17 protein-coding genes and 1 tRNA gene are annotated in these 24,299 nt (G+C 58.1%); 12 read left to right on the plus strand and 6 right to left on the minus strand.

Annotated elements, in window-relative coordinates:
* The first annotated feature begins 63 nt into the window (after nt 1–63).
* From AUC45_RS01070 to trxA, 7 genes are read left to right on the plus strand one after another with little or no spacing between them, the layout of a single operon-like run.
* Complete coding sequence (locus tag AUC45_RS01070; protein WP_067596977.1) at nt 64–2,445, plus strand: PAS domain-containing sensor histidine kinase; 2,382 nt, start codon at nt 64–66, stop codon at nt 2,443–2,445.
* Nucleotides 2,442–2,906, plus strand: coding sequence for a tRNA (adenosine(37)-N6)-threonylcarbamoyltransferase complex ATPase subunit type 1 TsaE (tsaE, locus tag AUC45_RS01075; protein ID WP_082700902.1), 465 nt, complete (start codon nt 2,442–2,444; stop codon nt 2,904–2,906). Before AUC45_RS01070 ends, tsaE begins: the two co-directional genes overlap by 4 nt.
* Nucleotides 2,903–3,904 (plus strand): aminoglycoside phosphotransferase family protein, encoded by a 1,002-nt coding sequence (locus tag AUC45_RS01080; RefSeq protein ID WP_067596979.1) that lies wholly within the window; start codon nt 2,903–2,905, stop codon nt 3,902–3,904. Before tsaE ends, AUC45_RS01080 begins: the two co-directional genes overlap by 4 nt.
* Complete coding sequence (locus AUC45_RS01085) at nt 3,901–4,617, plus strand: nucleotidyltransferase family protein (RefSeq protein WP_067596981.1); 717 nt, start codon at nt 3,901–3,903, stop codon at nt 4,615–4,617. The genes AUC45_RS01080 and AUC45_RS01085 overlap by 4 nt, the downstream gene beginning before the upstream one ends.
* A complete protein-coding gene (locus tag AUC45_RS01090; RefSeq protein WP_233998490.1) occupies nt 4,610–7,630 on the plus strand; it encodes a PD-(D/E)XK nuclease family protein in 3,021 nt (1,006 codons plus the stop codon). Before AUC45_RS01085 ends, AUC45_RS01090 begins: the two co-directional genes overlap by 8 nt.
* A complete protein-coding gene (gene addA / locus AUC45_RS01095; protein ID WP_233998491.1) occupies nt 7,585–11,136 on the plus strand; it encodes a double-strand break repair helicase AddA in 3,552 nt (1,183 codons plus the stop codon). The genes AUC45_RS01090 and addA overlap by 46 nt, the downstream gene beginning before the upstream one ends.
* 51 nt (nt 11,137–11,187) lie before the next feature.
* Nucleotides 11,188–11,508, plus strand: coding sequence for a thioredoxin (gene trxA / locus AUC45_RS01100; RefSeq protein WP_067596987.1), 321 nt, complete (start codon nt 11,188–11,190; stop codon nt 11,506–11,508).
* On the opposite strand, the gene AUC45_RS01105 is transcribed toward trxA, so the two are convergent.
* Both AUC45_RS01105 and argJ read right to left on the minus strand, forming a co-directional pair.
* A complete protein-coding gene (locus tag AUC45_RS01105; protein ID WP_067598860.1) occupies nt 11,505–12,308 on the minus strand; it encodes an inositol monophosphatase family protein in 804 nt (267 codons plus the stop codon). The two genes, trxA and AUC45_RS01105, sit on opposite strands and share 4 nt — an antisense overlap.
* Before the next feature lie 10 nt (nt 12,309–12,318).
* Complete coding sequence (gene argJ / locus AUC45_RS01110; RefSeq protein WP_067598862.1) at nt 12,319–13,554, minus strand: bifunctional glutamate N-acetyltransferase/amino-acid acetyltransferase ArgJ; 1,236 nt, start codon at nt 13,552–13,554, stop codon at nt 12,319–12,321.
* Nucleotides 13,555–13,643: 89 nt separating this feature from the next.
* On the opposite strand from argJ, the gene AUC45_RS01115 reads away from it, so the two are divergent.
* The 4 genes from AUC45_RS01115 (at nt 13,644) to AUC45_RS01130 (ending at nt 18,406) form a co-directional block, all read left to right on the plus strand.
* Nucleotides 13,644–14,390, plus strand: a complete 747-nt coding sequence (locus AUC45_RS01115; protein WP_067596989.1) for an energy transducer TonB — start codon at nt 13,644–13,646, stop codon at nt 14,388–14,390.
* Between the two features lie 77 nt (nt 14,391–14,467).
* Entirely contained in the window at nt 14,468–14,743 is a 276-nt protein-coding gene (locus AUC45_RS01120; RefSeq protein ID WP_067596991.1) for a hypothetical protein, read from the plus strand.
* A gap of 111 nt (nt 14,744–14,854) precedes the next feature.
* Nucleotides 14,855–17,626 (plus strand): preprotein translocase subunit SecA, encoded by a 2,772-nt coding sequence (gene secA, locus AUC45_RS01125; protein WP_067598865.1) that lies wholly within the window; start codon nt 14,855–14,857, stop codon nt 17,624–17,626.
* 24 nt (nt 17,627–17,650) lie between these two features.
* Complete coding sequence (locus tag AUC45_RS01130) at nt 17,651–18,406, plus strand: sulfite exporter TauE/SafE family protein (protein ID WP_067596993.1); 756 nt, start codon at nt 17,651–17,653, stop codon at nt 18,404–18,406.
* 16 nt (nt 18,407–18,422) lie between these two features.
* Here AUC45_RS01130 and AUC45_RS01135 read toward each other — a convergent pair.
* Nucleotides 18,423–18,497: transfer RNA gene (locus AUC45_RS01135), tRNA-Asn, on the minus strand.
* Nucleotides 18,498–18,582: 85 nt separating this feature from the next.
* Nucleotides 18,583–19,431: an NAD kinase gene (locus AUC45_RS01140; protein ID WP_369815209.1), complete on the minus strand. Its 849-nt coding sequence runs from the start codon at nt 19,429–19,431 to the stop codon at nt 18,583–18,585.
* A 153-nt stretch (nt 19,432–19,584) separates the two neighbouring features.
* Here AUC45_RS01140 and AUC45_RS01145 point away from each other — a divergent pair, with 153 nt between their 5' ends.
* Complete coding sequence (locus AUC45_RS01145; protein WP_067598871.1) at nt 19,585–20,415, plus strand: EAL domain-containing protein; 831 nt, start codon at nt 19,585–19,587, stop codon at nt 20,413–20,415.
* A gap of 6 nt (nt 20,416–20,421) precedes the next feature.
* On the opposite strand, the gene mfd is transcribed toward AUC45_RS01145, so the two are convergent.
* The gene (gene mfd / locus AUC45_RS01150) at nt 20,422–23,928 is read right to left on the minus strand and encodes a transcription-repair coupling factor (protein ID WP_067596995.1); all 3,507 of its coding nucleotides are present in this window, start codon (nt 23,926–23,928) and stop codon (nt 20,422–20,424) included.
* 72 nt (nt 23,929–24,000) lie between these two features.
* Nucleotides 24,001–24,279, minus strand: coding sequence for a succinate dehydrogenase assembly factor 2 (locus tag AUC45_RS01155; protein ID WP_067596997.1), 279 nt, complete (start codon nt 24,277–24,279; stop codon nt 24,001–24,003).
* Between the last annotated feature and the right edge of the window lie 20 nt (nt 24,280–24,299).

The raw sequence follows: 24,299 nt of genomic DNA on the forward strand, positions 1-24,299 counted from the left end.
GTGCGGGGGCTTTTCTCATTCCAGACATTGCATCAACGCGCTCGCTTGCATAGCTGAGACACGATGGAATTGTCGCCGCTTGCATTGGTGCTGATTGGCTTGCTGCTTGCCGCCTGGGCGGGGGCGGCGACGTTCGCGATTGTCCGCGCCAACGCCAAAACGCGGCGCATGACTGCGGTGCAAACATCGCTCAAACGCATGCAGCATATGCTGGATGTTGCGCCTTCCGTGCCGTTGCTGGTGAGAGTGGATGGCCGGATTGAAGCGCCCATTCGTCTTGCCCGGTGGCTGGGGCTTGATGAATTGCCAGAATATCTGAGCGAGCTTGCGGCAGATGAGAACCTTTACCAAGGGGCGAGCACTGGAGTATCGCCAGAACAACTCGAAACTTTGACAGAGAACATCCGGCGTACGCAGAAAACGGCTGCCCCGTTTCACATGGCGCTGACCCCGCCCGGTTCCAGCCGTTCGCTTGCGCTTCAGGGCGCGTTGGCTGATCCGCAGGTTTCGCCCGGCGGCGCAGCGCTGATTTGGGTGTTCGACTTCACCGAAAGCGAAGATGAAATCTCGCAGCTGCGCCTTGGCAAATCGCGGGCTGAGAAGGATTTTGCGGCACTCGTCGGCCTGATTGAGGCAGCGCCCGTCCCGATGTGGTTTCGTGGGCGCGAAATGAAGCTGCAGCTGGTCAACCAAGCTTATGTCGATGCGGTGGGCGCGGAAGATGCCAATATGGTGGTGTCCCAGCAGCTTGAGCTTGTCGAAGCCGAGGAAGGCAAGAGCCCTGCGGAAATAGCGCAAGCCGCGATGATGAGCCAGGAAAAGACAGAGCGCGAAATCGCTACGACTATCCATGGCGCGCGCAGGACATTGCGAGTGAGCGATCTGCCGCTTGGGCGAGAGGGCGTTGCCGGATACGCGATCGATATCGAAGAGCAGCAGCAGGTGCGCCGTGAATTTCGCGCCTTTCGCGAAGCCCAGCGCGCCATGCTCGATCAGCTTTCGGTGGGCGTGGCGCAATTCAATGCGGCTGAACAGCTGGTGTTTGCAAACCGTCCTGTGCGGCGACTTTTCGCGCTGACCAAGAAAGCGATCGAGGAAAAGCAGCCGTTTGATCGCTTCTTGTCCGATGCCAGAGAACGCGGCCTTACGCCCGAAGTGCGCGATTTTCCCGAATGGCGCCGCGAACGCGAGGCCTGGTTCGGCGCGACCGAGATGATCGAGGAACCATGGCCACTTCCGGGCGGGACGCACCTGCGCATTGTCGCACAGCCGATGCCTGATGGGGGCTTAGTGATGGTGGCTGAGGATCGCACTGAGAGCCTCGCCTTGTCAGCCGTGCGTGACACGCTTTTACGGACCCGCACCGCGACGCTCGACAGCCTATTTGAAGCTCTGGCCATTTTTGCGCCCGATGGTTCCGTGCAGCTGTGGAACCGGACCTTTGCGCCAACTTGGGGACTGACGGCGGAGTTTCTCGATACTCATCCTTCTGCAGACGGCTTACTCGATGCTATCGGCGCGAACTTGAAGCGCCCGGCAGAGGCGCAGACGATTGGCGCAGTGGTGCGTGCGGCGACACTCGATCGTCGGGAGAAAGATGGCCAGGTGGTGCTCGCAGATGGGCGCACATTGCGTTTTGCCGGTGTGCCTTTGCCCGATGGCAACGGCCTTTTGACTGTGCTCGATATCACCGATTCTCAAAAGGCTGAGCAGGCTCTGCGCGACCGGGCTGTTGCTCTGGAAGAAGCAGACGCGGTGAAAGCGCGCTTCCTTGCCAACATGTCGTACGAATTCCGAACACCGCTCACGTCTATTGGCGGATTTGCCGAGCTCATTAAGAGCGGGGCAGCCGGGGAATTGAGCGATCAGGTGGATGAATATCTAGACGCCATTCTGGTGGCTGTTGCGCGCCTTACCGAGCAGGTCGAAAACGTGCTCGACCTCTCGCAAAGCGAGGCAGGACTGCTGCCCATCAACAAAGAAGACACCGATCTCCTCAAATTCCTCACAGGGCTCGTGCGCGCACGAGAGGAGGCCATCATTGCGGCGGGTCTTGGTCTCGATCTGAAAGGGCGCAGTGGCCGCATCGTTGAGCTTGACCCTCGCCAGATGGGCCGCGCCATCGGCCATTTGCTCGATAATGCGATCACTGGCACGCCTGAAGATGGCAAGATCCTCATCGAAATTCACCCCGGTCCAAAAGACAATGCCGATGGTAAGGAATGGGCCGCGCAAATCATTATCTCCGACAATGGTTCTGGTATGACCGAAGAAGAGCTGGCCCGCGCGCTCGAGGGGGATGACCCTGACTCCGACGGCGAAGTCAAGAAACGCACCGGCCTTGGTATTCCGCTCGCTCGCCAATTGATCGAAGCGCACGGCGGCGAGTTTGACCTCCAGAGCGAGAAAGGCGTGGGCACGACTGCGATCATCCTCCTTCCGTGAGTGAAAAGCGCCGCACCCTGCCGGATCTGGCTGCAATGGCCGGCTTCGGATCGCGCATCGCAGCCAATCTGCGGGCTGGCGACGTTGTTGCCCTCTCTGGGGGATTGGGCGCAGGAAAGACGACTTTGGCCCGCGAAATCCTCTTTGCTTTGGGGCATAAAGGCGATGTGCCCAGTCCGACGTTCACAATCATAGAGACTTACGATGCGCCCGATATGCGGATCCCGGTGGTCCATGCGGATTTCTACCGACTAGACGATCCATCCGAACTCGCGGAGATCGGCCTCGATGATTACCGCGAGGGCGCAGCACTCATCGCCGAATGGCCCGATCAAGCTGGCGGCTTTGCGCATGAGGCCGGCTGCCTCGAAATTGAAATCAAGCGCGGCGAAGACCCTGAGGATCAAACGCGAATTGCGATTGCGAGAGGCGGGGCTGATTGGGTAGGGCGCCTTCCATGACGGATAATGCCAAGAATGATTTGCCTGAGGGATTGCACGACTTTCTCGCAAAAGCGGGCTGGGACAATGCGGCAATCGATCCCATTCCAGGCGATGCATCATTCCGGCGCTATTTTCGCCTCGCAAAACCTGATAGCGATAAGGCAATGTTGATGCATGCGCCGCCACCGCATGAAAATCCCGAACCCTTCCTCAAAGTCGCGCACTGGTTGACCGATCACGGTATGCGCGCACCCGAAATTCTGGCTGAGGATGCGGCGAAGGGCTGGGTGCTGCTCGAAGACTTTGGCAACGATCGGATGCGTGATTGGCTTGACCTCAATCCTGATAGCGAGAGGGCAGCTTACAAGGCAGCAATCGATGCTCTGGTTGAATTGCATCAGCGCCCCGCAGGCCCGTTCGACACGTATGACATGCCGACCTATCAGCGCGAGGTTGGGCTGCTCACTGAATGGTATGCGCCCGCTCAAGGCCTTGATGTGGACGGGGATGGATACGTCTCCGCATGGGAAGAAGCGCTCGCCCCTTTGATCACGCGGCAGGCAAAGCCCGTCACCGTTCTGCGCGATTATCACGCGGAAAACATCATGCTCTTAAACGGTTCGCCATCTGCAACGCAGGGGCTGATTGATTTTCAGGATGCGCTTGTCGGACACCCGGCATACGATCTGGTTTCACTTCTTCAGGATGCGCGGCGCGACGTGTCGCTGCAACTCGAAAAGGAGATGCTCGATCGCTACATTCAGTCAGCCCAGCCAGGCGGTGATTTTGCAGCCGACTACGCGCGGCTTGGTGCGCAGAGAAATGCCAAGATTGTTGGCATTTTCACTCGCCTTTACAAACGCGATGGAAAGCCGCGTTACCTGTCCATGATCCCTCGCGTTTGGGCAGCGATGGAGCGCGATCTGGCGCATTCGGCGCTTAAGCCTGTCGCGCGATGGTTTGATGCCAACATCCCCGAAGAATTGCGCCGATCAGGCGGCGGAAGGATCGTATGAGCAAGCTTGTCAGCGACACGGCGATGGTCATGGCCGCTGGCCTTGGCAAACGCATGCGTCCGCTCACCGCAAGCCAGCCCAAGCCGCTTGTGCGCGTGGCGGGAAAGCCTTTGATCGATCACGCGCTTGATCGGCTCGAAGAAGCTGGCGTGGCAAAGGCCGTCGTCAATGTTCATTACCTTGGCGATGCGTTGGAAGCGCATGTTCGCGAGCGCCATTCACCCAAAGTCACCATCTCGGATGAGCGGGATGAACTGCTCGAGACGGGCGGGGGCATGATCAAGGCAAAATCGCATCTGCCTGATCCGTTCTACTGCCTTAACGCTGATAACATCTGGCTTGATGGCCCGCGCAATGCCTTCGCCGATCTATCTGCACGCTGGAATGCGGATGAGATGGATGCGCTGCTGCTCACCGTGCCACATACGCGCGCTGCCAATTTTACAGGCCAGGGCGATTTTTACATGGACCCGCATGGTAAGCTGTCACGGCGCAAAGCTGGGCGAATTGCACCCTTCATCTACACCGGCATTCAGTTGGTATCGCACCGTCTCCTGCGCGATGCGCCAGATGGCAAATTTTCGACCAACATCTTGTGGAACCGAGCGATAGAAGAAGAGCGATTGTTCGGCCTTTGCTTTACCGGTCAATGGTTTGAAGTCGGCACACCGCAGGCCATCCGTCCTACGGAAGATGCTTTGCAGCGTGGATAGTTCGCGCGGACTCAACATCTATTCCATCGCTGCGCATCTCGGTTTTGCTGATGCACTGGTTGCGGGCCTTGTTCCGCGATATTCCGATCCCCTGCTAGGTCTTGCGAAAGTCACCTTGCTTTTACCCAGCACGCGCGCGGCGCGCACTTTATCAGAGGCATTTGTGCGGCATTCAGGCGAGACGGGCCTGCTTATGCCGCGGATGGTTGCGATTGGCGATTTGGAGCTGGATGAGGCGCTCGGCACGCTGCTCGACCCGCTCCGCGCATCCGACATTGCTCCTGCAGTTGAGCCGGGACGGCGCTGGCTTGAGCTTGCGGAGCTGATTGCAGAAGAACGCGCGAGCGAGAGCGAAACGCCGCTGCCCGGTGCCGCCAGGCTGCGCATGGCTCGCGATTTTGGGCGAGTGATGGATCGCTTGCTGGTGGAGGAGAAAACTCCCGCGGATTTGATCTCTGACCCGGTGATCGATCAACTCGGCAATGTCTCTGAGCACTATCAGAAGTCGATCCGCATTTTCGCGCGGGTTCAGGCGCGATGGCATGCGCGGCTTGCCGAAACCGGCGAAGTGGATGCAGCGACGCGGCGAAACCAGCTGTTCAATCGCGCCGCCAAGGAATGGCGCGCCGATCCGCCGAATGCTCCTATCATCGCCGCTGGCGTGACGAGCGCAGCGCCCGCGCTGGCGTGGCTGTTGCGCGTGATCGCTGGACTTCCGCAAGGCTCGGTGGTGTTGCCTGATCTGGACCTCAATCTCTCCGATGAAGCGTGGGAGGAATTGGGCCGCGCAGGCGCCTCAGATGAAGTTGGCGGGGAAGCCTTTGGCAAACGCGATGCGGTGACCCACCCGCAATACCATCTTAAATTGCTGCTGCAGCGCATGGGCGTTGCGCGCGGTGAAGTCTCTGCGTGGCATAGACGGGGTGAGGGTGCGGCACCTCCGCAACGCAGCAAGGCGATCAGCTCGCTGTTCCTCCCGCCAAAAGCCAGCCGAATCTGGGTAGAGCTTGAGCCCGAACATCGCCGGATGCCGGGTCTTAAAATGCTCGAAGTGGCAACGTCTGAGGAAGAAGCTCAAGCTATCGCCCTGCAAGTGCGTGAGGCATTGGACGTGCCGGAGAAACGCATCGCGGTGGTGACAGCAGATCGATCGCTAGCACGGCGCGTCACGCAGCACCTGTCACGCTGGAACATCCAGGCAGACGATTCCGCAGGGCGTGCCCTGTCTCTCACGCCAGCGGGGCGATTGTTCGGATTGCTTGCAGAGATTGCGGCAGACGGGCTTGAGCCAGCCAAGTTGATCGCTGCCCTCGCGCATCCATTGGTGATGGCGGAGGATGGCGACGCGCGCCGAGCCTGGCTGTCCTCGCTTCGTGCATTCGATCACAAGCTGCGCGGTCCAGCGCCTGCGCCTGGTCTTGAACCCTTGCGGGAGATTGCTGGCCTTGCCGATCAGGCGGAATGGTGGGGCGAGGTTGAAAGCCTGCTTGCTCCATTGCTCGATTGGCCGTCTGAGCTGCCTCTAGTCGATGCACTTAATGTCTGCGCCGAGACAGCCGAAAAGCTGGCTGGTAAAGCCGTTTGGGCGAAAGAAGACGGCCGCGCTCTTTCCCAAATGGTCGACAATATGCGCCAGCACGCACGCAGTGTGGGAACGCAAATCGACGCTTCCGACATAGCATTCGTCCTGCGCGATGCGATGGACGAGATCGCAGTGCGCCCACCCTATGGCAGCCATCCGCGCATTGCGGTCTATGGCCTGTTGGAATCGCGCATGGCGCGGGCGGATCTCGTAATCTGCGGCGGCCTCAACGAAGGCAGTTGGCCGCAAATACCGGGGCCTGATCCTGTGCTCGCTCCAGCAATCCTTCGCGCATTGGGAGTGCCGGGAGCAGAGTTTCGCATTGGCCTTGCCGCGCATGATCTGGCGGGCGCGATGGGGTCGAAGGAAGTCGTGCTAACGCGCAGTCTTCGCGATGCCGAAGGGCCGACATTGCCTTCGCGGTTCTGGATGCGGGTTTCGGCTCTTTTGGGCGAGAAGCTCGCCAAAGACCATGCCTTGGATGAAATTCCGGCTATTCTCCCGCAGCTTGATCGGACACCGCCAGATAATGCGCCCGAATACCCGATCCCGGCGCCGATGCCTTCATCCAAACAGCGCGATGTGCCCATCAAAGTGACCGCGCTCGACCGGTTGCTCGGCGATCCGTATCAATTCTACGCGTCGGAGATATTGCGGCTTCGCAGGCTCGATCCTTTGGGCGCAGACCCGTTCAGCGATCCCGCGCTGCGCGGCACATTGGTGCACGAGGTTTTTGACCAATGGCACCGCAATGGCGCTGGTGAAGGCCTGGTTCCCTTTGCAAAGAAGCTGTTTGCTGCGCGCAATGTCCATCCGCTGTTTCGTGGCCTGTGGGAGCCGCGGATTCTGGAGGCTTTGGAGCGTTTCGAAAAATGGATCACCGATGCCAAAGCCGATGGGCGCGTGATCCTCGCTACTGAGATTAAAGGCGCCATGCGGTTTAATGACGTCAAGGTTATGGGCAGGGCAGACCGCATTGATCGGATGCCAGACGGCAGCCTCGCCATAGTCGACTACAAAACTGGTTCCCCGCCCAAGCTTGATCAAGTGAAGGCAGGATATGCACTGCAATTGGGATTGCTCGGCCTGATCGCGCAGCATGGCAGCTTCGAAGGAGAAGAGGGCGAACTCCTAAGTGGTGAGACAACCGTTTTCGAATACTGGTCTTCTGCCAAGGACAAGGGCGAATTTGGCTACATAAAGACGCCTGTAAAAACGAGCAGCCGCTCCAGAGGCATCGACCAAACTGAATTCACCCCGCTCCACGAAAACAAGCTAGCAGAAGCGATCAGCAGGTTCATCAGGGGTAGCGATCCATTCAAAGCGCGCGAAAACCCTGATTACGAGGGATATTCCGACTACGATCAGCTTATGCGGCTCGAAGAATGGGCGATCCGCTTGTTCGATTCTGGAGAGGTAACGGACGGATGAGCGGAGACGGTAAAGTCTACCCGCTTGCCGGAAATCAACTGAGGGCAGCGGAGCCAGAGGACAATATCTGGCTTTCCGCCTCGGCAGGAACGGGCAAGACGCAAGTGCTTTCCGCGCGCGTTCTTCGAATGTTGCTGCGCCGCGATGTCGAACCTTCCGACATTTTGTGCCTTACTTTCACCAAAGCGGGCGCTGCCGAGATGGCGAACCGGATCAACGCCGTGCTCGCAAGATGGGTGCGGATGAAACCGGGAGAATTGGCGAACGAACTTGGCGCGCTGGGCGCAGATATCGGCCCCGAAACACAAGCCCGAGCAAGAACTCTGTTTGCAAGTGTTCTCGATTGCCCCGGCGGTGGTCTCAGGATCGATACGATCCACGCGTTCTCGCAATGGCTGCTCGCCAACTTTCCGGAAGAAGCCGATCTCACCCCCGGCGCACGGCCCATGGAAGATCGAGAGCGAGATTTGCTTGCGCGCGACGTGTTGGCCGATGTGCTGATTGAAGCGGAGCATGCTCAGGACATCGCGCTGCTCGATGCAATCCATATGCTCACCACACGCAAGGATCCCGGCGCTGTCCAGAAATGGCTTATGCGCTGTGCGGGGGCGAGCTGGATGTGGGAGGGGCGATCTGCGTGGCAAAGGCCCATGCGAGCGCGTGTTTGCCAGCTGATTGAGATACCTGCTGATGCGGATGAGGAGTGGGCTTTCGAAGGGCTTCATCCGGACGTTTTCCCGGATGATGCTTTGATGGCGATGCTCCCAGCTATGCAAGCGTGGAGCGCGAAGACGGGGGCCGAAACAGCGGAGTTTATCACCCGCTGGCTGCTTCTCGACCCAACTGAGCGCCGCGATAAATTTCGCCGTTTTTTTGATACGGTGCTCAAGAAAGATGGCGAGCCGCGCAAGATGGAAAAGCCATCAAAAGATGAGCCTCGTTTGCCCGAATGGCAACAGCTTGTTGCGGATGCGCTCGCAGGGATTTCTGAACGGCTCGCACTGCTGCGCCTCGCCGATTTGCTCACCGCTGCATATGAGCTTGGCGGGGCGTTTGCGCGCAAGTGGGAAGAGGCCAAGGCCCGCGAAGGTCTGATCGATTTTGACGACCTTATTCGCAAAGCTGCCGACCTGCTTGAGAACAAAGATACTTCTGACTGGATTCGCTACAAGCTTGATCGCCAGTTCAACCACATCCTGATTGACGAGGCCCAGGACACCAACAGTTCGCAGTGGGATATTGTTTTTGCGCTGATCGATGATTTCTTTAGCGGCGAGGGTGCTGCAGGCAATGACCTACGCACCATTTTCACCGTGGGTGATTACAAGCAGGCAATCTTCGGATTTCAGGGGACAAGCCCTGAAAATTTCTCACGCGCCAGGGAGAAAGTCCGAAGGCAGATAGAGGCCGCGAAGGAGAATGCAGAGGGTTTGCGCGGCAATCGGCGCGTGCCAACCTGGCGTCCGCTTGATCTGGGACAGTCTTTCCGCACCTCGAATATCGTTCTTCACTTTGTGAACCGAGCGATAGAGGTGCTGGGTCACGAGGCATTCGGTCTTGATGATCCACCAGAGCCGCATATCGGAGCGGAGCGAGCGGGAATGGTCACGCTATGGAACCCCGTTCTGGCTCAGCTCGATGATGATGACACTGCGCCCGAGGACTCGGATGAGCGAAATTGGCTGCCCCGGCACGATACGGTGCTGGCTGACAAAATTGCCGAGCAAGTGCGGCGCTGGGTGAGCCTTGAAGAACCGTTCGTTCTCGAAAAGGGCGATAAATCGCGCCACGCACAGGCGGGCGATATCCTGGTGCTGGTCCAGAAGCGCAAAGAACTGGCAAGCCAGATCGTCGCCAAGCTTCATGAAAAGCGCGTGGCGGTCGCAGGTGTGGACCGGCTGCGATTGGGCGATCCACTGGTTGTCAAAGACCTGATGGCAGCGCTGAAATTCGCAAGCCAACCTTATGATGATCTTTCACTTGCGAACCTGCTCGCATCGCCTTTGATGGGGTGGTCGCAGGACGATCTGCTAGCCCATGTCCCGCGTGATCATGGGGTCAGATTGTGGGATCATTTGCGCAAGTCGGAAGATCCTTCCGTCGCACAAGCTGTTGATGCATTGCGGGAATTGCTGCGCTTTGCAGATTTTCAGACACCACAGGAATTGCTTTCTTGGCTCCTGGTCGGTCCGTGGCAAGGTCGCAAGAAGCTGATTGCGCGTTTGGGGCGCGAGGTGAATGATCCGATCGATGAATTCGTCAACGCCGCATTCGCGTATGAGGTGACAGGTACGCCAAGTCTTGCAGGGTTTATCCAGTGGTTTGAGGCCGGTTCGAGCGAGCTCAAACGCGATGCGGACAGCGCGAGCGGGCAGGTGAGAGTGATGACGGTCCATGGCTCCAAAGGCTTGCAGGCACCGATCGTCATCCTTGCCGATGCGGCAGGAGCTCCGGGAAAGACCGGCGATCTGGAACTGGACGAGAGAGTTTTGGGTGAGGACACAGGCCGCGTGATCCCGCTTCCAAGCTTATCCAAGGACGAGAAAGCCGGCAGGGTCGAGGAGGCTCAAAAACAGGCCGAATTAGCCGAGATGCAAGAGCATTGGCGGTTGATGTACGTTGCTCTGACGCGTGCTGAGGAAGCGCTGTTTCTGGGCGGCGCTCTGGGCAAAACCGAATCCAAAGCGGGCACTCCGCACGTGGACAGCTGGTACACCCGGCTCGAACCCATCTTCGAACACGAAGAGCTTGCCGATGATATCTGGGGTGCCCGCCGTGAATGGGGATATCGGGCCGATCCGCTGGTGCTCGAGGATGGAGGCACCTCAGAGCAAACTGTTCCGGTACTTCCAAAATGGGCGACAACCCCGGTCGGGCCAGAACCCAAACCCCCGCGCCCGCTCGCGCCAAGTAGTGCGGGGGAGGATATGGGAGCCGACCCTCCCATGCCTCTCACCGGTGATCCGGCAGCAGCGCGGCGCGGCATATTGATCCATAGCTTGCTCGAACGGCTGCCCGATATTGCGAAAGAGCAGCGCGAGCAGGCAGGTAAAGCGTGGCTCGATCGTCAAGCGCATGACCTTGCCCAAGACGCGCGCAATGAGATGCTGAAAGCTGCGCTTTTAGTGCTTGAAGAGCCTGCTTTTGCCACACTGTTCGCACCCGATACTCTCGCTGAAGTGCCTCTTACCGCCACAGTCAACGGGACAGTCATCGCGGGAACAATTGATCGTTTGCTCGTCAGCGAAAGCGATATCCTCGTGGTTGATTACAAAACGACCCGGCGTCCGCCGGCAGCGATAGAGGCTATTCCGAAGGGCACGCTCAAACAGATGGCCGCCTATGTCGCTGCGCTTGAAGTCATCTATCCCGGTCGGCGGGTTCGCGCAGGATTGCTCTACACGCACGCGCCGCAATTGTTCGAGCTTTCAGACGCCCTTCTCGAGCCGCACAAGAATGCTTTGGGTGACACGCAGGAAAGCTATCCACTCACTGGTGTTGAGTGAATGCGCTTGGCTCCCTAAGTCACACACAACGCAAATTCAGGAGAAGCCACAATGGCCACCGTCAATGTCACCGATGAAACATTCCAGTCCGAGGTTCTCGGCAGCGACAAGCCTGTGCTCGTCGATTTCTGGGCCGATTGGTGTGGCCCGTGCAAGATGATCGCACCCGCGCTTGAAGAGATTAGCGAAGAGCTGGGCGACAGCGTCACCATCGCGAAAATGGACATTATGGAAAGCACGGGCGTTCCTGCTGATATGGGCGTTCAGTCGATCCCGCTGATGGTGCTGTTCAAGAATGGCGAAGAAGTCGCGCGCAAAGTCGGCGCGGCTCCCAAAAGCCAACTCAAAGAGTGGATCGAAAGCGCGATTTAAGCCAGCACACGGCCCACAAACTCATCCCAGATCGCCGGGCTTGATGCACCCACCAGGCCCGGCTTGTCTTGCTCATCCACACGGTATTCGCTTCCGTCCAGACGCGCGGCTTTTCCGCCTGCCTCATTGAGCCACAAGACACCTGCCGCATGATCCCAGGCGAAAGTGCGCTTGAAGCTGGAGACATCGTTTTCGCCCAAGGCGAGCCGCGGATATTGTTCTGCAGCGCAGCGCGGAATGTCGACCAGGCGATAATGCGGAGCGAGCTTCGCATCGACCATCGCGGCCTGTTCTTCGGTTAAAAACATGCGGCTTACGGCGGTTACTGGCGTTGCCTCACCCGTTGTTTGCGCAGCGATGCGTTCCCCATTCACGAAAGCGCCTTCACCCGCGCGCGCGTGGCACAGCCGGTCTTTGTTGGGATCGTAAATCCATCCCGCAACAGCTTTGCCCGCATCAGCGAGTGCGATGATGATGCCGAACGGTTCCTTGCCCTCGGTAAAGTTTGCGGTGCCGTCCAATGGATCGATGATCCAGCATTGCTCTTTCAGCTTTTCGAGGACGGTTTCGTCGGCATGGACGGCTTCTTCGCCCACCACGGCAACGCCGGGCGCAAGTTTGGTGAGAGCTTCAGTGAGGAAGGCTTCGACTTCGCGGTCGACGATTGTAACGGGATCATCCTCGCCTTTCATCTCGACATCGCCATCCGCAAGGTCGCGGAACCGTGGTAGCATGCTCCGCCGTGCCGCAAAGCGCATAAGGTCGAGGATTTCCGCATCAAGCGCGCCCAGTTCACTCATGATCGCCCTTTCATGAACGATAGTCCGCATTGATTGAGATATAGCCGTGGGTGAGATCGCAAGTCCAAACCGTTGCGTGGCCTTCGCCAATACCGAGTTCGACTGCGAGATCGATTTCGTCACCCTTCAGGTGTTCCGCCACGGGCGCTTCATCATAATCGTCCACTGGAACGCCATCGCGCGCAGCCCAGACGCCACCGAAGGCAATTGATAGCTTGTCACGGTCTGCCGGTTCGCCCGCTTTGCCCACAGCCATCACAACGCGGCCCCAATTGGCATCCTCTCCTGCAATGGCGGTTTTGACGAGCGGTGAATTTGCGATCGCTAGGCCGACACGGCGTGCGCTTTCATCGCTCACGGCACCGGATACGCGTATGGTGATGAATTTCGTTGCGCCTTCACCGTCGCGCACAACGGCTTGAGCCAGTTGACGGCACATATCGGCAAGAGCCGCTGCGAAGGAATCTGCGCCGGGGCTTTCCCATCCTTCGATGCGCGCATTGCCTGCTTTTCCAGTCGCAAAGGCCAGCACGGTGTCGCTGGTCGAGGTGTCGCCGTCCACCGTGATGCAGCTAAATGTCTGCGCATTGGCAGTGTTCAGCAGCTCTTGCAGGAAGCCTGGCGCAATGTCGGCATCGGTGAAGATGTAGCCAAGCATGGTTGCCATGTCCGGCGCGATCATACCTGAACCCTTGATGATGCCAGAAAGCTCAACGCGCGTTTCACCCAGCATCGCCGAAGTGCGCGCACCCTTTGGGAACGTGTCTGTGGTCGAAATCGCGCGAGCTGCCGCTTCCCAGGTGCAAGGTTCCGCATCAAGGACTGCCGCAACACCTTCGCGTGCCTTATCCTTGGGCAAGGGCACGCCGATAACTCCTGTCGAGGAGACGAAAACTTCGTCCGCCGCGCAACCCAGCCGATCAGCCACCTGAGCCATGATCTGCTCGACCGCTTCGCGTCCGCGATACCCGGTAAACGCATTCGAATTGCCAGAATTGACGATGAGCGCGCGTGCGGTGCCCGATCTCACCTGCTCGCGCCCCAGCTCAACTTCGGATGACGCGCAGGCCGATTGCGTGAACACGCCTGCAATTGCGGTTCCCTCATCGACTTCGATGAATGTGAGATCGGCACGGTCTTTGGGAGTGCCGTCTTTATACCCAGCATGCGCTACTCGAAGCGTGACCCCGTCGATCAAGGGAAGTTCTGGAAAGGGGAGTGAGAGGGGGGAAGGAGCGAGATCCATAATCATATGGGCTCTAGGGAGCAATCAAAGTTCGATCAATTGAATGTTCGCCGCTTTCGCCGCACGCCATTTTGGCCTAAGCTGCAGAGATGCCGCAAAGAATACTGCTCGTGCCGTCAATCGGTCTTTTCGCCACTCTCGTGTCACCTTTGTCCGCGCAAGATGTTTCGGACCAAGAAGCATACGAAAACGCCGAGCAGGGATCACAGCTCGCAACGCAGCCAAAGCTGGCGCCTCCGCCGCCAGCTTTGGTGATTCCCCCACCACCGCCGGCGCGGCTACCACCGGATGACTATTCAACGCCTCCACGGCTTGTATCGTATCAAGCTATCAATCCCACACCTGCGGATTATCCTGTTGAAGCGTGGCGCGAAGACATCGAAGGTTCGGTTCGCTTTGAAATCAAGGTAAGCGCTGAAGGCAAGCCGACTGATTGCACCATCCTCGAAAGTTCCGATTCCGAGGCTTTAGACGCAAAAACGTGCGAAATCGTACTCGAACGGGCTGACTTCGAGCCGTCCCTCAATGCGGATGGCGTGCCTGTCGAAGGTTTCCACCGCGACTATCACACGTGGCGCAAGCGCGAGCCTGAGTTTGCCGGAACTTCCGCTGTAGATGTTGAGTACACGATATCTGCCACGGGTGAGGTGACGGACTGCAATGTCATTGAATTGAGCGGCGTTATGAGCGATTCCATGCGGCGGAGCTTTGAACGGGAGCCATGTCCTGGCATCGATCGCCCGCCGCGCTCTGTTTACCGTGACGACAACGGCAATCCCGTCTCCAAACGCATTCGATTGAGGCTGAATGTCGATGTGACCGACGTCGAGGAATAGCAAATTCCTTCATGTTTTGGCGATAAGACACACCTGTCGGTGGACGCCGGCGGCAAATAGGACTATCTTGTCGAACGATGACTAGGCACATCTTTGCCCTTCTCGCCCTTTTATCCGGGCTCGCAGCGATCAGCTATCCGGTGCACGCGCACCTGGCTGAGGCTTCTGCTGAGTGCGATGCTGGCGTTGAGGCAAGGGCTGATGCGCCTGACAAGGCAGACCATGTCGGCGTTAAGGCAGCTTCTGAAAAAGCTGACCAGCGCGAGGCGAGGGAACCTGAAAAGGCGAAAGGCCGCGTACCTGAAAGCCTGCGCCTGCCGGTTCTGATGGGAATTGATCGCGCCTACGAATAGCGCGCGCCTCTTCTCGTTCTTCTTTAGCGTGCAATAATAGCACGCCACTCTCCGCATCTATGATAATTCCACGCCCTGCAAATGGGGCTGATCCTCTTCAGGAATCCATCCATGTTTGAAGCTCTCGTCAAATCCGTTTTCGGTTCATCGAACGACCGTTACGTCAAATCTCTTTCCAAAATCGTCAAGCAAATCAATGATCTTGAGCCGCAAATTCAAGCGCTCAGTGATGATGGATTGCGCGCGCAGACTGATGCTTTCCGGGAGAGATTGGATGCCGGCGCGACGCTGGATGACATCCTGCCTGAGGCGTTTGCAACCGTTCGTGAGGCATCGATGCGCGTCTTTGGCATGCGCCATTTCGATGTCCAGCTGATCGGCGGTATCGTGCTTCACCGCGGCGAAATCGCAGAGATGCGCACGGGTGAGGGTAAAACGCTGATGGCGACGCTCGCCGTCTACTTGAACGCGATTGAGGGCAAGGGTGTCCACGTTGTGACAGTCAACGATTACCTCGCTCGCCGCGATGCTGAATGGATGGGCCAGCTCTACAATTGGCTGGGGCTCAGCGTTGGCGTGATCGTCCCCAACATGGACGAATTCACCAAGCGCGATGCGTACAACGCCGACATCACATACGGCACGAACAACGAATTCGGCTTCGATTACCTGCGCGACAATATGAAGCATTCGCGCAAAGAGATGATGCAGCGTCCGTTTAGCTACGCGATTGTCGATGAGGTCGACTCCATCCTGATCGATGAAGCGCGCACCCCGCTGATCATCTCCGGCCCGACAGAGGACAAGTCCGATCTCTACGTCTCGCTCGATGAAGTCGCCAAGGAAATCCCCGACGATTGGCTCGACAAGGATGAGAAGACTCGCAACGTCCAACTGACCGAGGATGGGCTTGAGGAAGTCGAAAAGATCCTCATCGAGAAGGAATTGCTCGAAACCGATAACCTCTATGACGTTGAGAACACGCAGGTCGTCCATCACCTCGATCAGGCGCTGCGCGCCGTTCACATGTTCAAGCGCGACGACAACTATATCGTCAAGAACGACAAGGTTATCCTGATCGACGAGTTCACCGGTCGCATGATGGAAGGTCGCCGCCTCTCCAACGGTCTGCATCAGGCAATTGAAGCCAAGGAAGGCGTCAAGATTGAGCCTGAAAACCAGACGATGGCCTCAATCACGTTCCAGAACTATTTCCGCATGTATCCAAAGCTTGCCGGGATGACGGGTACGGCCGCAACCGAAGCGGCTGAATTCTGGGATATCTACAAGGTCAATGTCGTCGAGATCCCGACCAATCTGCCTGTGCAGCGGATTGATGAGGAAGACGAATTTTACAAGAACACGATGGATAAATTCGCAGCGATTGCGAAAGCCATCAAGGAAAAGAACGAGATTGGCCAGCCCATCCTCGTCGGTACGGTTTCGATCGAGAAATCTGAATTGCTCAGCCAATTCCTCGACAAGGAAGGCGTGAAGCACGAAATCCTGAACGCGCGCCAGCACGAGCGTGAGGCACATATCGTGGCTCAGGCTGGCCGTTTGGGTGCGGTGACAATTGCCACCAACATGGCAGGCCGCGGAACCGACATTCAGCTGGGCGGTAACCTTGAATTCCGGATTGATGATGAACTGGGTGAGATGGAAGATGGCCCCGATAAGGACGCCGCCATCACCAAACTCACCGAAGAAGTGAAAGCGGAAAAGCAGCAGGTCCTTGATGCAGGCGGTCTGTTTGTTCTGGGCACCGAACGCCACGAAAGCCGCCGGATCGATAACCAGCTGCGCGGCCGTTCTGGCCGTCAGGGCGACCCTGGCCTCTCGCGTTTCTATCTCTGCCTCGAAGACGATCTCTTGCGCATCTTCGGCCCGGACACGCTGTTTGCCAAGATGATGAATTCGAACCTCGAAGATGGCGAGGCGATTGGCTCCAAATGGCTTTCGAAAGCGATCGAAACTGCGCAGAAGAAGGTTGAAGGACGCAATTACGAAGCGCGTAAGCAGGTCGTTCAATACGATGATGTGATGAACGATCAGCGCAAGGTCATTTACGAACAGCGCTCAGAAATCATGGATTCAGAAGCAGTTGATGACGTCGTACTCGATATGCGGCACGACACGGTCAACGCGATGGTGGGCACAGCGTGCCCTCCTGGTTCCTATCCCGAACAATGGGATATTGCCGGCCTTGAAGAGAAGCTTGAGGAAGTCTTCAATCTGAAAGTACCTCTCGATGAATGGCTCGAAGAAGACCAGGTTGAACCCGAAATCCTCGAAGAGCGTATTCGCACCATCACCGATCAGTTGATGGATGAGAAAGTCGGCAAGTATGACGAGGGTGCATGGCGCAGCGTCGAGAAAGAAGTGCTGCTGCGTCAGCTCGATTTCCATTGGAAAGAACACCTGGCAACGCTCGATGCCCTGCGTCAGGTGATCTGGATGCGCGGCATTGCGCAAAAACAACCGATCAATGAATACAAGCAGGAAGCCTTTGGCCTTTTCGAAGGTCTACTCGACACTCTGCGGGAGGAAGTGACGAAGATCCTGTTCCGCGCCGAACTGGTCCAGCAACAGCCTGAACCACAAGCACTGCCGGACCTTCCCGATTTCCTCACCGGTCACATTGATCCGCTGACAGGGCTTGATAATTCCAATGATGGCGATGGTTCTGAGAAGCGTCCGGACCTGTTCGGATCGCTCGCAGGATCGCCTGCGGCAGAAGCCTCATCTGGCGGGGCGATTACGCACAACCCTTATGCCAATCTGAACATTTCGCGCAACGCACCTTGCCCATGCGGATCAGGTAAGAAGTATAAACACTGCCACGGCGCGGTGGGCATCCCGCCTGTTGCTGCGCCCGTCTGACAAGCTGACTAGGGGCGAGCGAAAATGATCGGTGCTGTCCCGGCGCTGCTCGCGCTCGCTTTCGCGCTGACGGCGCTGCTTTATGCGAGCGTCGGGTTCGGCGGCGGGTCGACCTATGCAGCGCTGCTTGCGATTTCGGGGCTCGATTACCGGCTTCTCCCGCTCGTGGCGCTTGCGTGCAATATCGTAGTGGTGGCGGGCTCCACGGTCCGCTTTGCCCGCGCAGGCGTCACCCCATGGAAAGGCGCTTTGCTGCTGACAGCTCTGGCCGCGCCTGCCGCTTTTGTCGGAGGGTTGATCCCGCTGGATGAGGCGGCTTTCATGTCTCTGCTGGGTGCGAGCCTGATCCTGACAGGCGCGACCTTGCTCATCCCGGTAAGAGAGGCCCAGGCAGAAGCCCCAACGCGGTTTGCCAAGGCCATGCCGTTGATCGCTGCACCCATGGGATTTGTCGCAGGGCTTGTGGGGATCGGCGGAGGCATATTTCTTGCTCCGCTGCTTCACCTCACCCGCTGGAAAGACGCCCGAGCGATCGCAGCCACCGCAAGCCTCTTTATCCTCATCAATTCGCTTTTCGGCCTCGCGGGCCAATTGCTAAAGCAGGGGCCAACCGCGTTCGTGGGAGCGATGGGGTACAGCCTGCCCTTGCTGATTGCCGTCGTCATCGGAGGGCAAATCGGCAGCTATATGGCGGTCAAAGTGCTCCCAAAACGCTGGGTGCGCTGGTTGACGGCTGTGCTGGTGCTGGTTGTGGGGGTGAGAGTGCTTTTCTGGGGCTAAGGCCCGCAGAATAAAATGGCTCCCCGAGTTGGATTCGAACCAACGACCAAGTGATTAACAGTCACCTACTCTACCGCTGAGCTATCGGGGAGCAGCACGCGGGTTTTCTCTCCGGTGCGAGAGCGCGCGTATATGGGCGCGCTTTGCTCAATGCAAGGGGGTATAGTGCAGAATTGTTAATCCACCACAAATTGCTCTGAAACAATGCGGTCTTCCAAGGACTGGCCGGGGTCGAACAGCAGCTCCAATTCGGTTTCATGGGCGACATCGATGGTCAGCTCGGCAATGTCGCGCACCTCTTTCTGATCGGCCACGGCAGATACGGGGCGCTTTTTGGGATCGAGCACGCGCAATTTGATGCGCATCCTGTCTGGCAGGATGGCACCGCGCCAGCGCCGGGGGCGGAAGGGGCTGATCGGGGTGAGCGCTAGTAACTGGCTGTCGAGCGGCAGGATTGGGCCATTGGCCGACAGGTTATAGGCTGTGGAGCCCGCTGGGGTGGCAACCAGCACGCCATCGCCCACCAATTCCTTGATCCGAACACGTGGGCCAACCGTTACCTCGATCTTGGCGGTCTGCCGGGTTTCACGCAGCAATGAAACTTCGTTGATCGCGCGCAATTCATGCATGGCTCCATCTTGCGTGATAGCCTTGATCCGCAAGGGAGCGATGCGTTTCGCCTTGGTACGAGACAGGCGATCGAGGACCGACATGGTTTCTTCAAACGGGTTCATCAGGAACCCGACTGTGCCGAGGTTTATGCCATAGGCGGGTATGATCCGGCCCGCATCCAGCATCGAATGGAGGGTTTGCAGCATGAAGCCATCGCCCCCCAAAACCACGGCAACGCGGGCATCTTCCAGCTTGCACCAATTGTGCTGATCAAGCAGCGCGCCGCGTGCCGTTTGTGCCCGGTGGGTATCGGATGCGACCAGCGCGATGCGCGGGTGGCCATCGCCTAAAAGCTCCGCTGCCGCCTCGCCACGTTTCAGGGCTTTGCTGGATGCTGTGTCCGTGTCCATCATTCCCCCAAGCGTACTTTATCTGAGCTCGCATTTGACAGTTATTGCGAGCGTCTGCCGCCTTTACGCGATTAAGAACTTGTCCTGATGTTCCAATTTCGGTCGATTTGCAATTCTGATGGCGACACGCGCGAAAGCGAGCCTATGAGGCTAGTCATGTCTTCGGGTCAAAAATATAATAGATCATCGTTACGAGGCACACAGCACAGCATCCTTTCAGGCGTTCCTTCAGGAGCGCTGGAGCAGGATTTGCTGCGAGCGCTCGATCACAACGAAATTGAAGTGCGGTTTCAGCCGCAATTCAATTGTCAGGACAATACGGTAAGCGGTGCGGAGGCCCTGGCGCGCTGGCAGCATCCGACTCTGGGTGAAATTGGGGCGCGTGATCTGTTTGCGATTGCTGAGCGCGCAGCTCTAGTAGCTCCGTTGTCGCGCCATGTTGTGGCCCGCGCACTGGAAGAGGCATCTGCGTGGCCTGACAATCTGGGCCTTTCCCTCAATATCACACCTGAGGAAATGGGCGATCCGCGTTTCCCTGCCGACTTTGCGGAATTGATCGGCACAAGCGGGATTAACCCAGCGCGCCTGATGCTTGAGATCACTGAGGACCTGCTGCTTCGCAATCTGGAGCAGGCGAGTATTGCCTTGTCAGGTTTGCGCAATCTGGGTTTCCGAACCGCGCTTGATGATTTTGGCGCCGGGTTCTGCAATTTTCGATACCTGCGTGAATTGCCGCTCGATGCACTGAAACTGGACCGCGTGATGGTCGAAGGGATACCGGGCGATCCCAAGGCGATTGCGGTGCTGCGAGCGATTATGGGGCTTGGAAAGGCGCTGGAATTAGATGTTTACGCTGAGGGAATCGAAAGCGAGATTCAACGCGCAGCCGTCATCAGCGAGGGGTGCGATTTCTGGCAGGGCTTCCTGAAAGCCGAGCCGATGAGCAGCGAAGACATGCTTGGCATAGCCCGCTCGGCACAGGTTTAAGCAGGTCTAAGCGGCCTTTTTCGTCCGTTTCGCTTCGGCTTTCTGGACGATGCGCGACAATCCTTTCGTAAGCTGGAATAGGCCATTCAATCGGCTTTGCGGATCGCCCCATGCCCTATTGATGACCAGCTTCATGTCGGGGCGCAGTTTGGCTGTGCCCTCGCGGCCCGAATTGAGCTTGTCGACATAGGCGATAAGGCCGGGCCCATCGGGGAAATCATCCTTGTGGAACGTCACAAGCGTCCCGCGCGCTCCGACATCAATCTTGGCGATGTTGGCGATAATCGCCTGATGCTTGATCTCGATCAGGCGGACAAGATTTTGTGTGGGGGCGGGGAGGTCGCCGAAACGATCAATCATTTCCGCGGCCAGACTTTCGATCTCGGCCTTGTCTTGCGCCTGATTCAATCGGCGATAGAGCGCCATGCGCACCGCGAGATCAGGCACATAGTCTTCCGGGATCATGATCGGCGCATCGACAGTGATCTGGGGCGAGATTGCATCTTTCGCTGCCTCCAGCCCGGCTTCGCCAGCTTTTGCTGCCATGATCGCGTCTTCGAGCATGGATTGGTAGAGCTCAAAGCCAACCTCGCGGATGTGGCCGGATTGTTCATCACCCAATAGATTACCCGCGCCGCGAATATCGAGGTCGTGGCTGGCAAGCTGGAACCCGGCGCCGAGCGAATCGAGATCGCCCAATACTTTCAACCGCTTCTCTGCAACTTCGGAAAGCTGCACGTCTTTCTCGTAAGACAGATAGGCATAGGCGCGCAGCTTTGATCGGCCCACGCGCCCTCGCAATTGATAGAGCTGGGCAAGCCCGAACCGGTCCGCGCGGTGGATGATGATGGTGTTGGCGCTGGGCAGATCGAGCCCGCTTTCAACGATCGTGGTCGATAGCAGCACTTCGTATTTGCCTTCGTAAAAGGCGCTCATCCGCTCTTCGATTTCACCTGCGCCCATCTGGCCATGCGCGCTGATCGATTTCACTTCGGGCACGGTTTCGCGCAGCCATTCCTCGACCGCTGCCATATCCGCGATGCGCGGGACCACGATGAAGCTTTGCCCGCCGCGATGGTGTTCGCGCAGCAAAGCCTCGCGCATCACCATATCGTCCCATTCCATGACGTAAGTCCGCACGGCGAGGCGATCGACCGGTGGGGTCTGAATGGTGGAAAGCTCGCGAAGTCCCGTCATCGCCATTTGCAGAGTGCGCGGGATGGGCGTCGCGGTGAGCGTCAGCATGTGAACATCGGCTCGCAGCTGTTTCAGCTTCTCCTTATGCGTCACGCCAAAGCGCTGCTCCTCATCAACGATCACAAGCCCGAGGTTTTTGAACTCGGTCGATTTGGAGAGGATCGCATGGGTGCCGACTACGATATCGATATCGCCCGAGGCGAGACCTTCGCGCGTTTCGGTAGTCTCTTTCGAAGACACAAGGCGAGAGAGCCGACCGATCTTGAGCGGGAAGCCGGCAAAGCGTTCTGAGAAATTCTGATAATGTTGACGCGCGAGCAGGGTGGTGGGCGCAACCATCGCGACCTGCTGGCCATTCATGGCTGCAACGAACGCCGCGCGCAGGGCAACCTCGGTTTTGCCGAAGCCCACATCGCCGCAGACAAGGCGGTCCATCGGTTTGCCGCTTTCAAGATCGCGCAGCACATCGGCGATCGCTGCGTCCTGATCGTCGGTTTCCTCCCACGGGAAGCGGTCGACAAATTGATTGTAGCTGGCTTCTTCCGCTTCAAAGACCGGCGCTTTTTTGAGCGCGCGCTGCGCTGCGACTTTCATCAGTTCGCCTGCAATCGCCGTGATGCGTTCCTTGAGGCGTGCGCGGCGTTTTTGCCAGGCTTCTCCGCCCAACCGATCAAGCGGAACGGCATCTTCGGATGAGCCATAGCGGGAGAGAACATCGATATTCTCAACCGGGATGAACAGTTTGTCGCCGCCAGCGTATTCGAGGGCAACGCAATCGTGTTGGCTTTTGCCAACCGGGACGGGGTCGAGCCCCAGATATTTGCCGATGCCGTGTTCGACATGGACGACGAGATCGCCGCGCGCCAATGCCTGCAATTCGGCGAGGAAAGCATCGGAGCCTTTGCGCTTTTTCTTGCGGCGAACCAGACGATCACCCAGCACATCCTGCTCTGTCAGCAGCTCCAGATCGTCTTTCGCAAATCCGGTTTCGAGCGGCAGCACCATCGCCGTCGCCTGCCCTTTAGCGGCAAGGCCGAGCGCTTCCTGCCATGTATCGGCAAGCGCTGTGGGTGTGCCAGCTTCCTCAAGGATCGAAGCGATGCGCTTGGCAGACCCTTTGGAGTAAGCGGCGAAAAGCGGTTTCTTGCCCGCCTTCGCAATCGAGGCGAAATGCGCGGTGGCCGCCTCGTAAACGTTATCACTGCGCGCGCGTTCGGGTGTGAAATCGCGCGAGGCCTTGAACCCGAAATCGAGGGCGTTCGCGGCATCAGGCGCGGCAAAGACGCTGGCCTTGTGCGCGGGTGCGCTATCGAGCGCGGCTTTGAGTTCATCTTCGGCGAGATACAGGGCATCAGCGGGGAGGGGCCGGTAGGAACCGCTCTTGTCACCAGCCACCCGGGTGCGCTGTTCGTGGTAATCTGAGATGTCGGTTAGGCGTTCTTCGGCTGCACCCAACGCGCTTTGATCGATCACGAAGACATCATCGCGCGATAGATGATCAAACAAAGTCGCCAGCTTCTCCTCAAACAGGGGCAGCCAATGCTCCATTCCGGCCAATCTGCGGCCATCGCTTACCGCCTCATATAGCGGGTCTTGCGTGGCAGTGGCTCCGAAGAGTTCTCGGTAGCGTGAGCGGAAGCGCTTGATGCTGTCCGCATCGAGGAGCGCCTCGGATGCAGGGAGCAATAGGTGCTCTTTCAGCACGCCAGTCGAACGCTGAGTGTTGGGATCGAACAGGCGCAGGCTTTCAAGCTCGTCGCCAAAGAAATCGAGCCGCAACCCCTGGTCGAGTGAGGAGGGAAAGATGTCGACCACCGACCCGCGCACGGCAAATTCGCCGTGATCCACAACGGTATCAGTGCGTGAATACCCTTGGCGGGTTAGGAGAGCCGAAAGGCTGTCATGCCCGATTTCGGTCCCCTGCTTGAATTCGCGCACGCTCTCACGAATGCGAAAAGGAGTGAGCGCACGTTGCAGGACGGCATTGATCGTTGTGACCAGCAGTTGCGGCTTTGCACCACCTGCCTGCAGCTTGAAAAGCGCCGAAAGCCGCGCGGCGCTGACCGACAGAGCTGGCGAGGCGCGGTCGTAAGGCAAGCAATCCCAGGCAGGAAATTCGATCACTTCCAGTTCTGGCGCAAAGAACCGCGCCGCTTCGGCAACGCTCCGCATCGCCGCATCATCCGCCGCAATGAATACCGCGCGTTTAGGGGCAGCGCGCGCCAAATCGCTCATCACCAAGGGCACAGCGCCGCGCGGGAGCGAGGAGAGGGTGAGCGGCTCTTTCGCGCCAAGGATATGGGAGAGGTCAGGCATCAGGTTATCAAACTCGAAAAGCCCTGAGCGTTTCCGCACAGGGCTGTAAAATTCAGGACTGTCGCGGGTCGCCTAGCGCGGAATGTCCACGTAATCGAGCTTCATCATCGCGTCGATTTGCGGCCCAGCGAACTTTTCCGGCACGTCTTGCGTTTTGAGCGCCCACGCCATGATGTCGACGTCATCTTCTTCGAGCAAGGCTTCGAACCATTGAAGCTCAGCCTCGCCCCAATTTGACGAGTAGCGATCGAAAAAGCCGCCGATCATATAATCCGCTTCGCGCGTGCCGCGATGCCAGCTGCGGAATTTGGCGCGGGCCATACGTTCTTCGAAGGTGGGCATATCTGTCATGAGGAGCGAGGTAAGACACT

The sequence above is a fragment of the Erythrobacter sp. YT30 genome, from assembly GCF_001542875.1.
Classification (GTDB): domain Bacteria; phylum Pseudomonadota; class Alphaproteobacteria; order Sphingomonadales; family Sphingomonadaceae; genus Erythrobacter.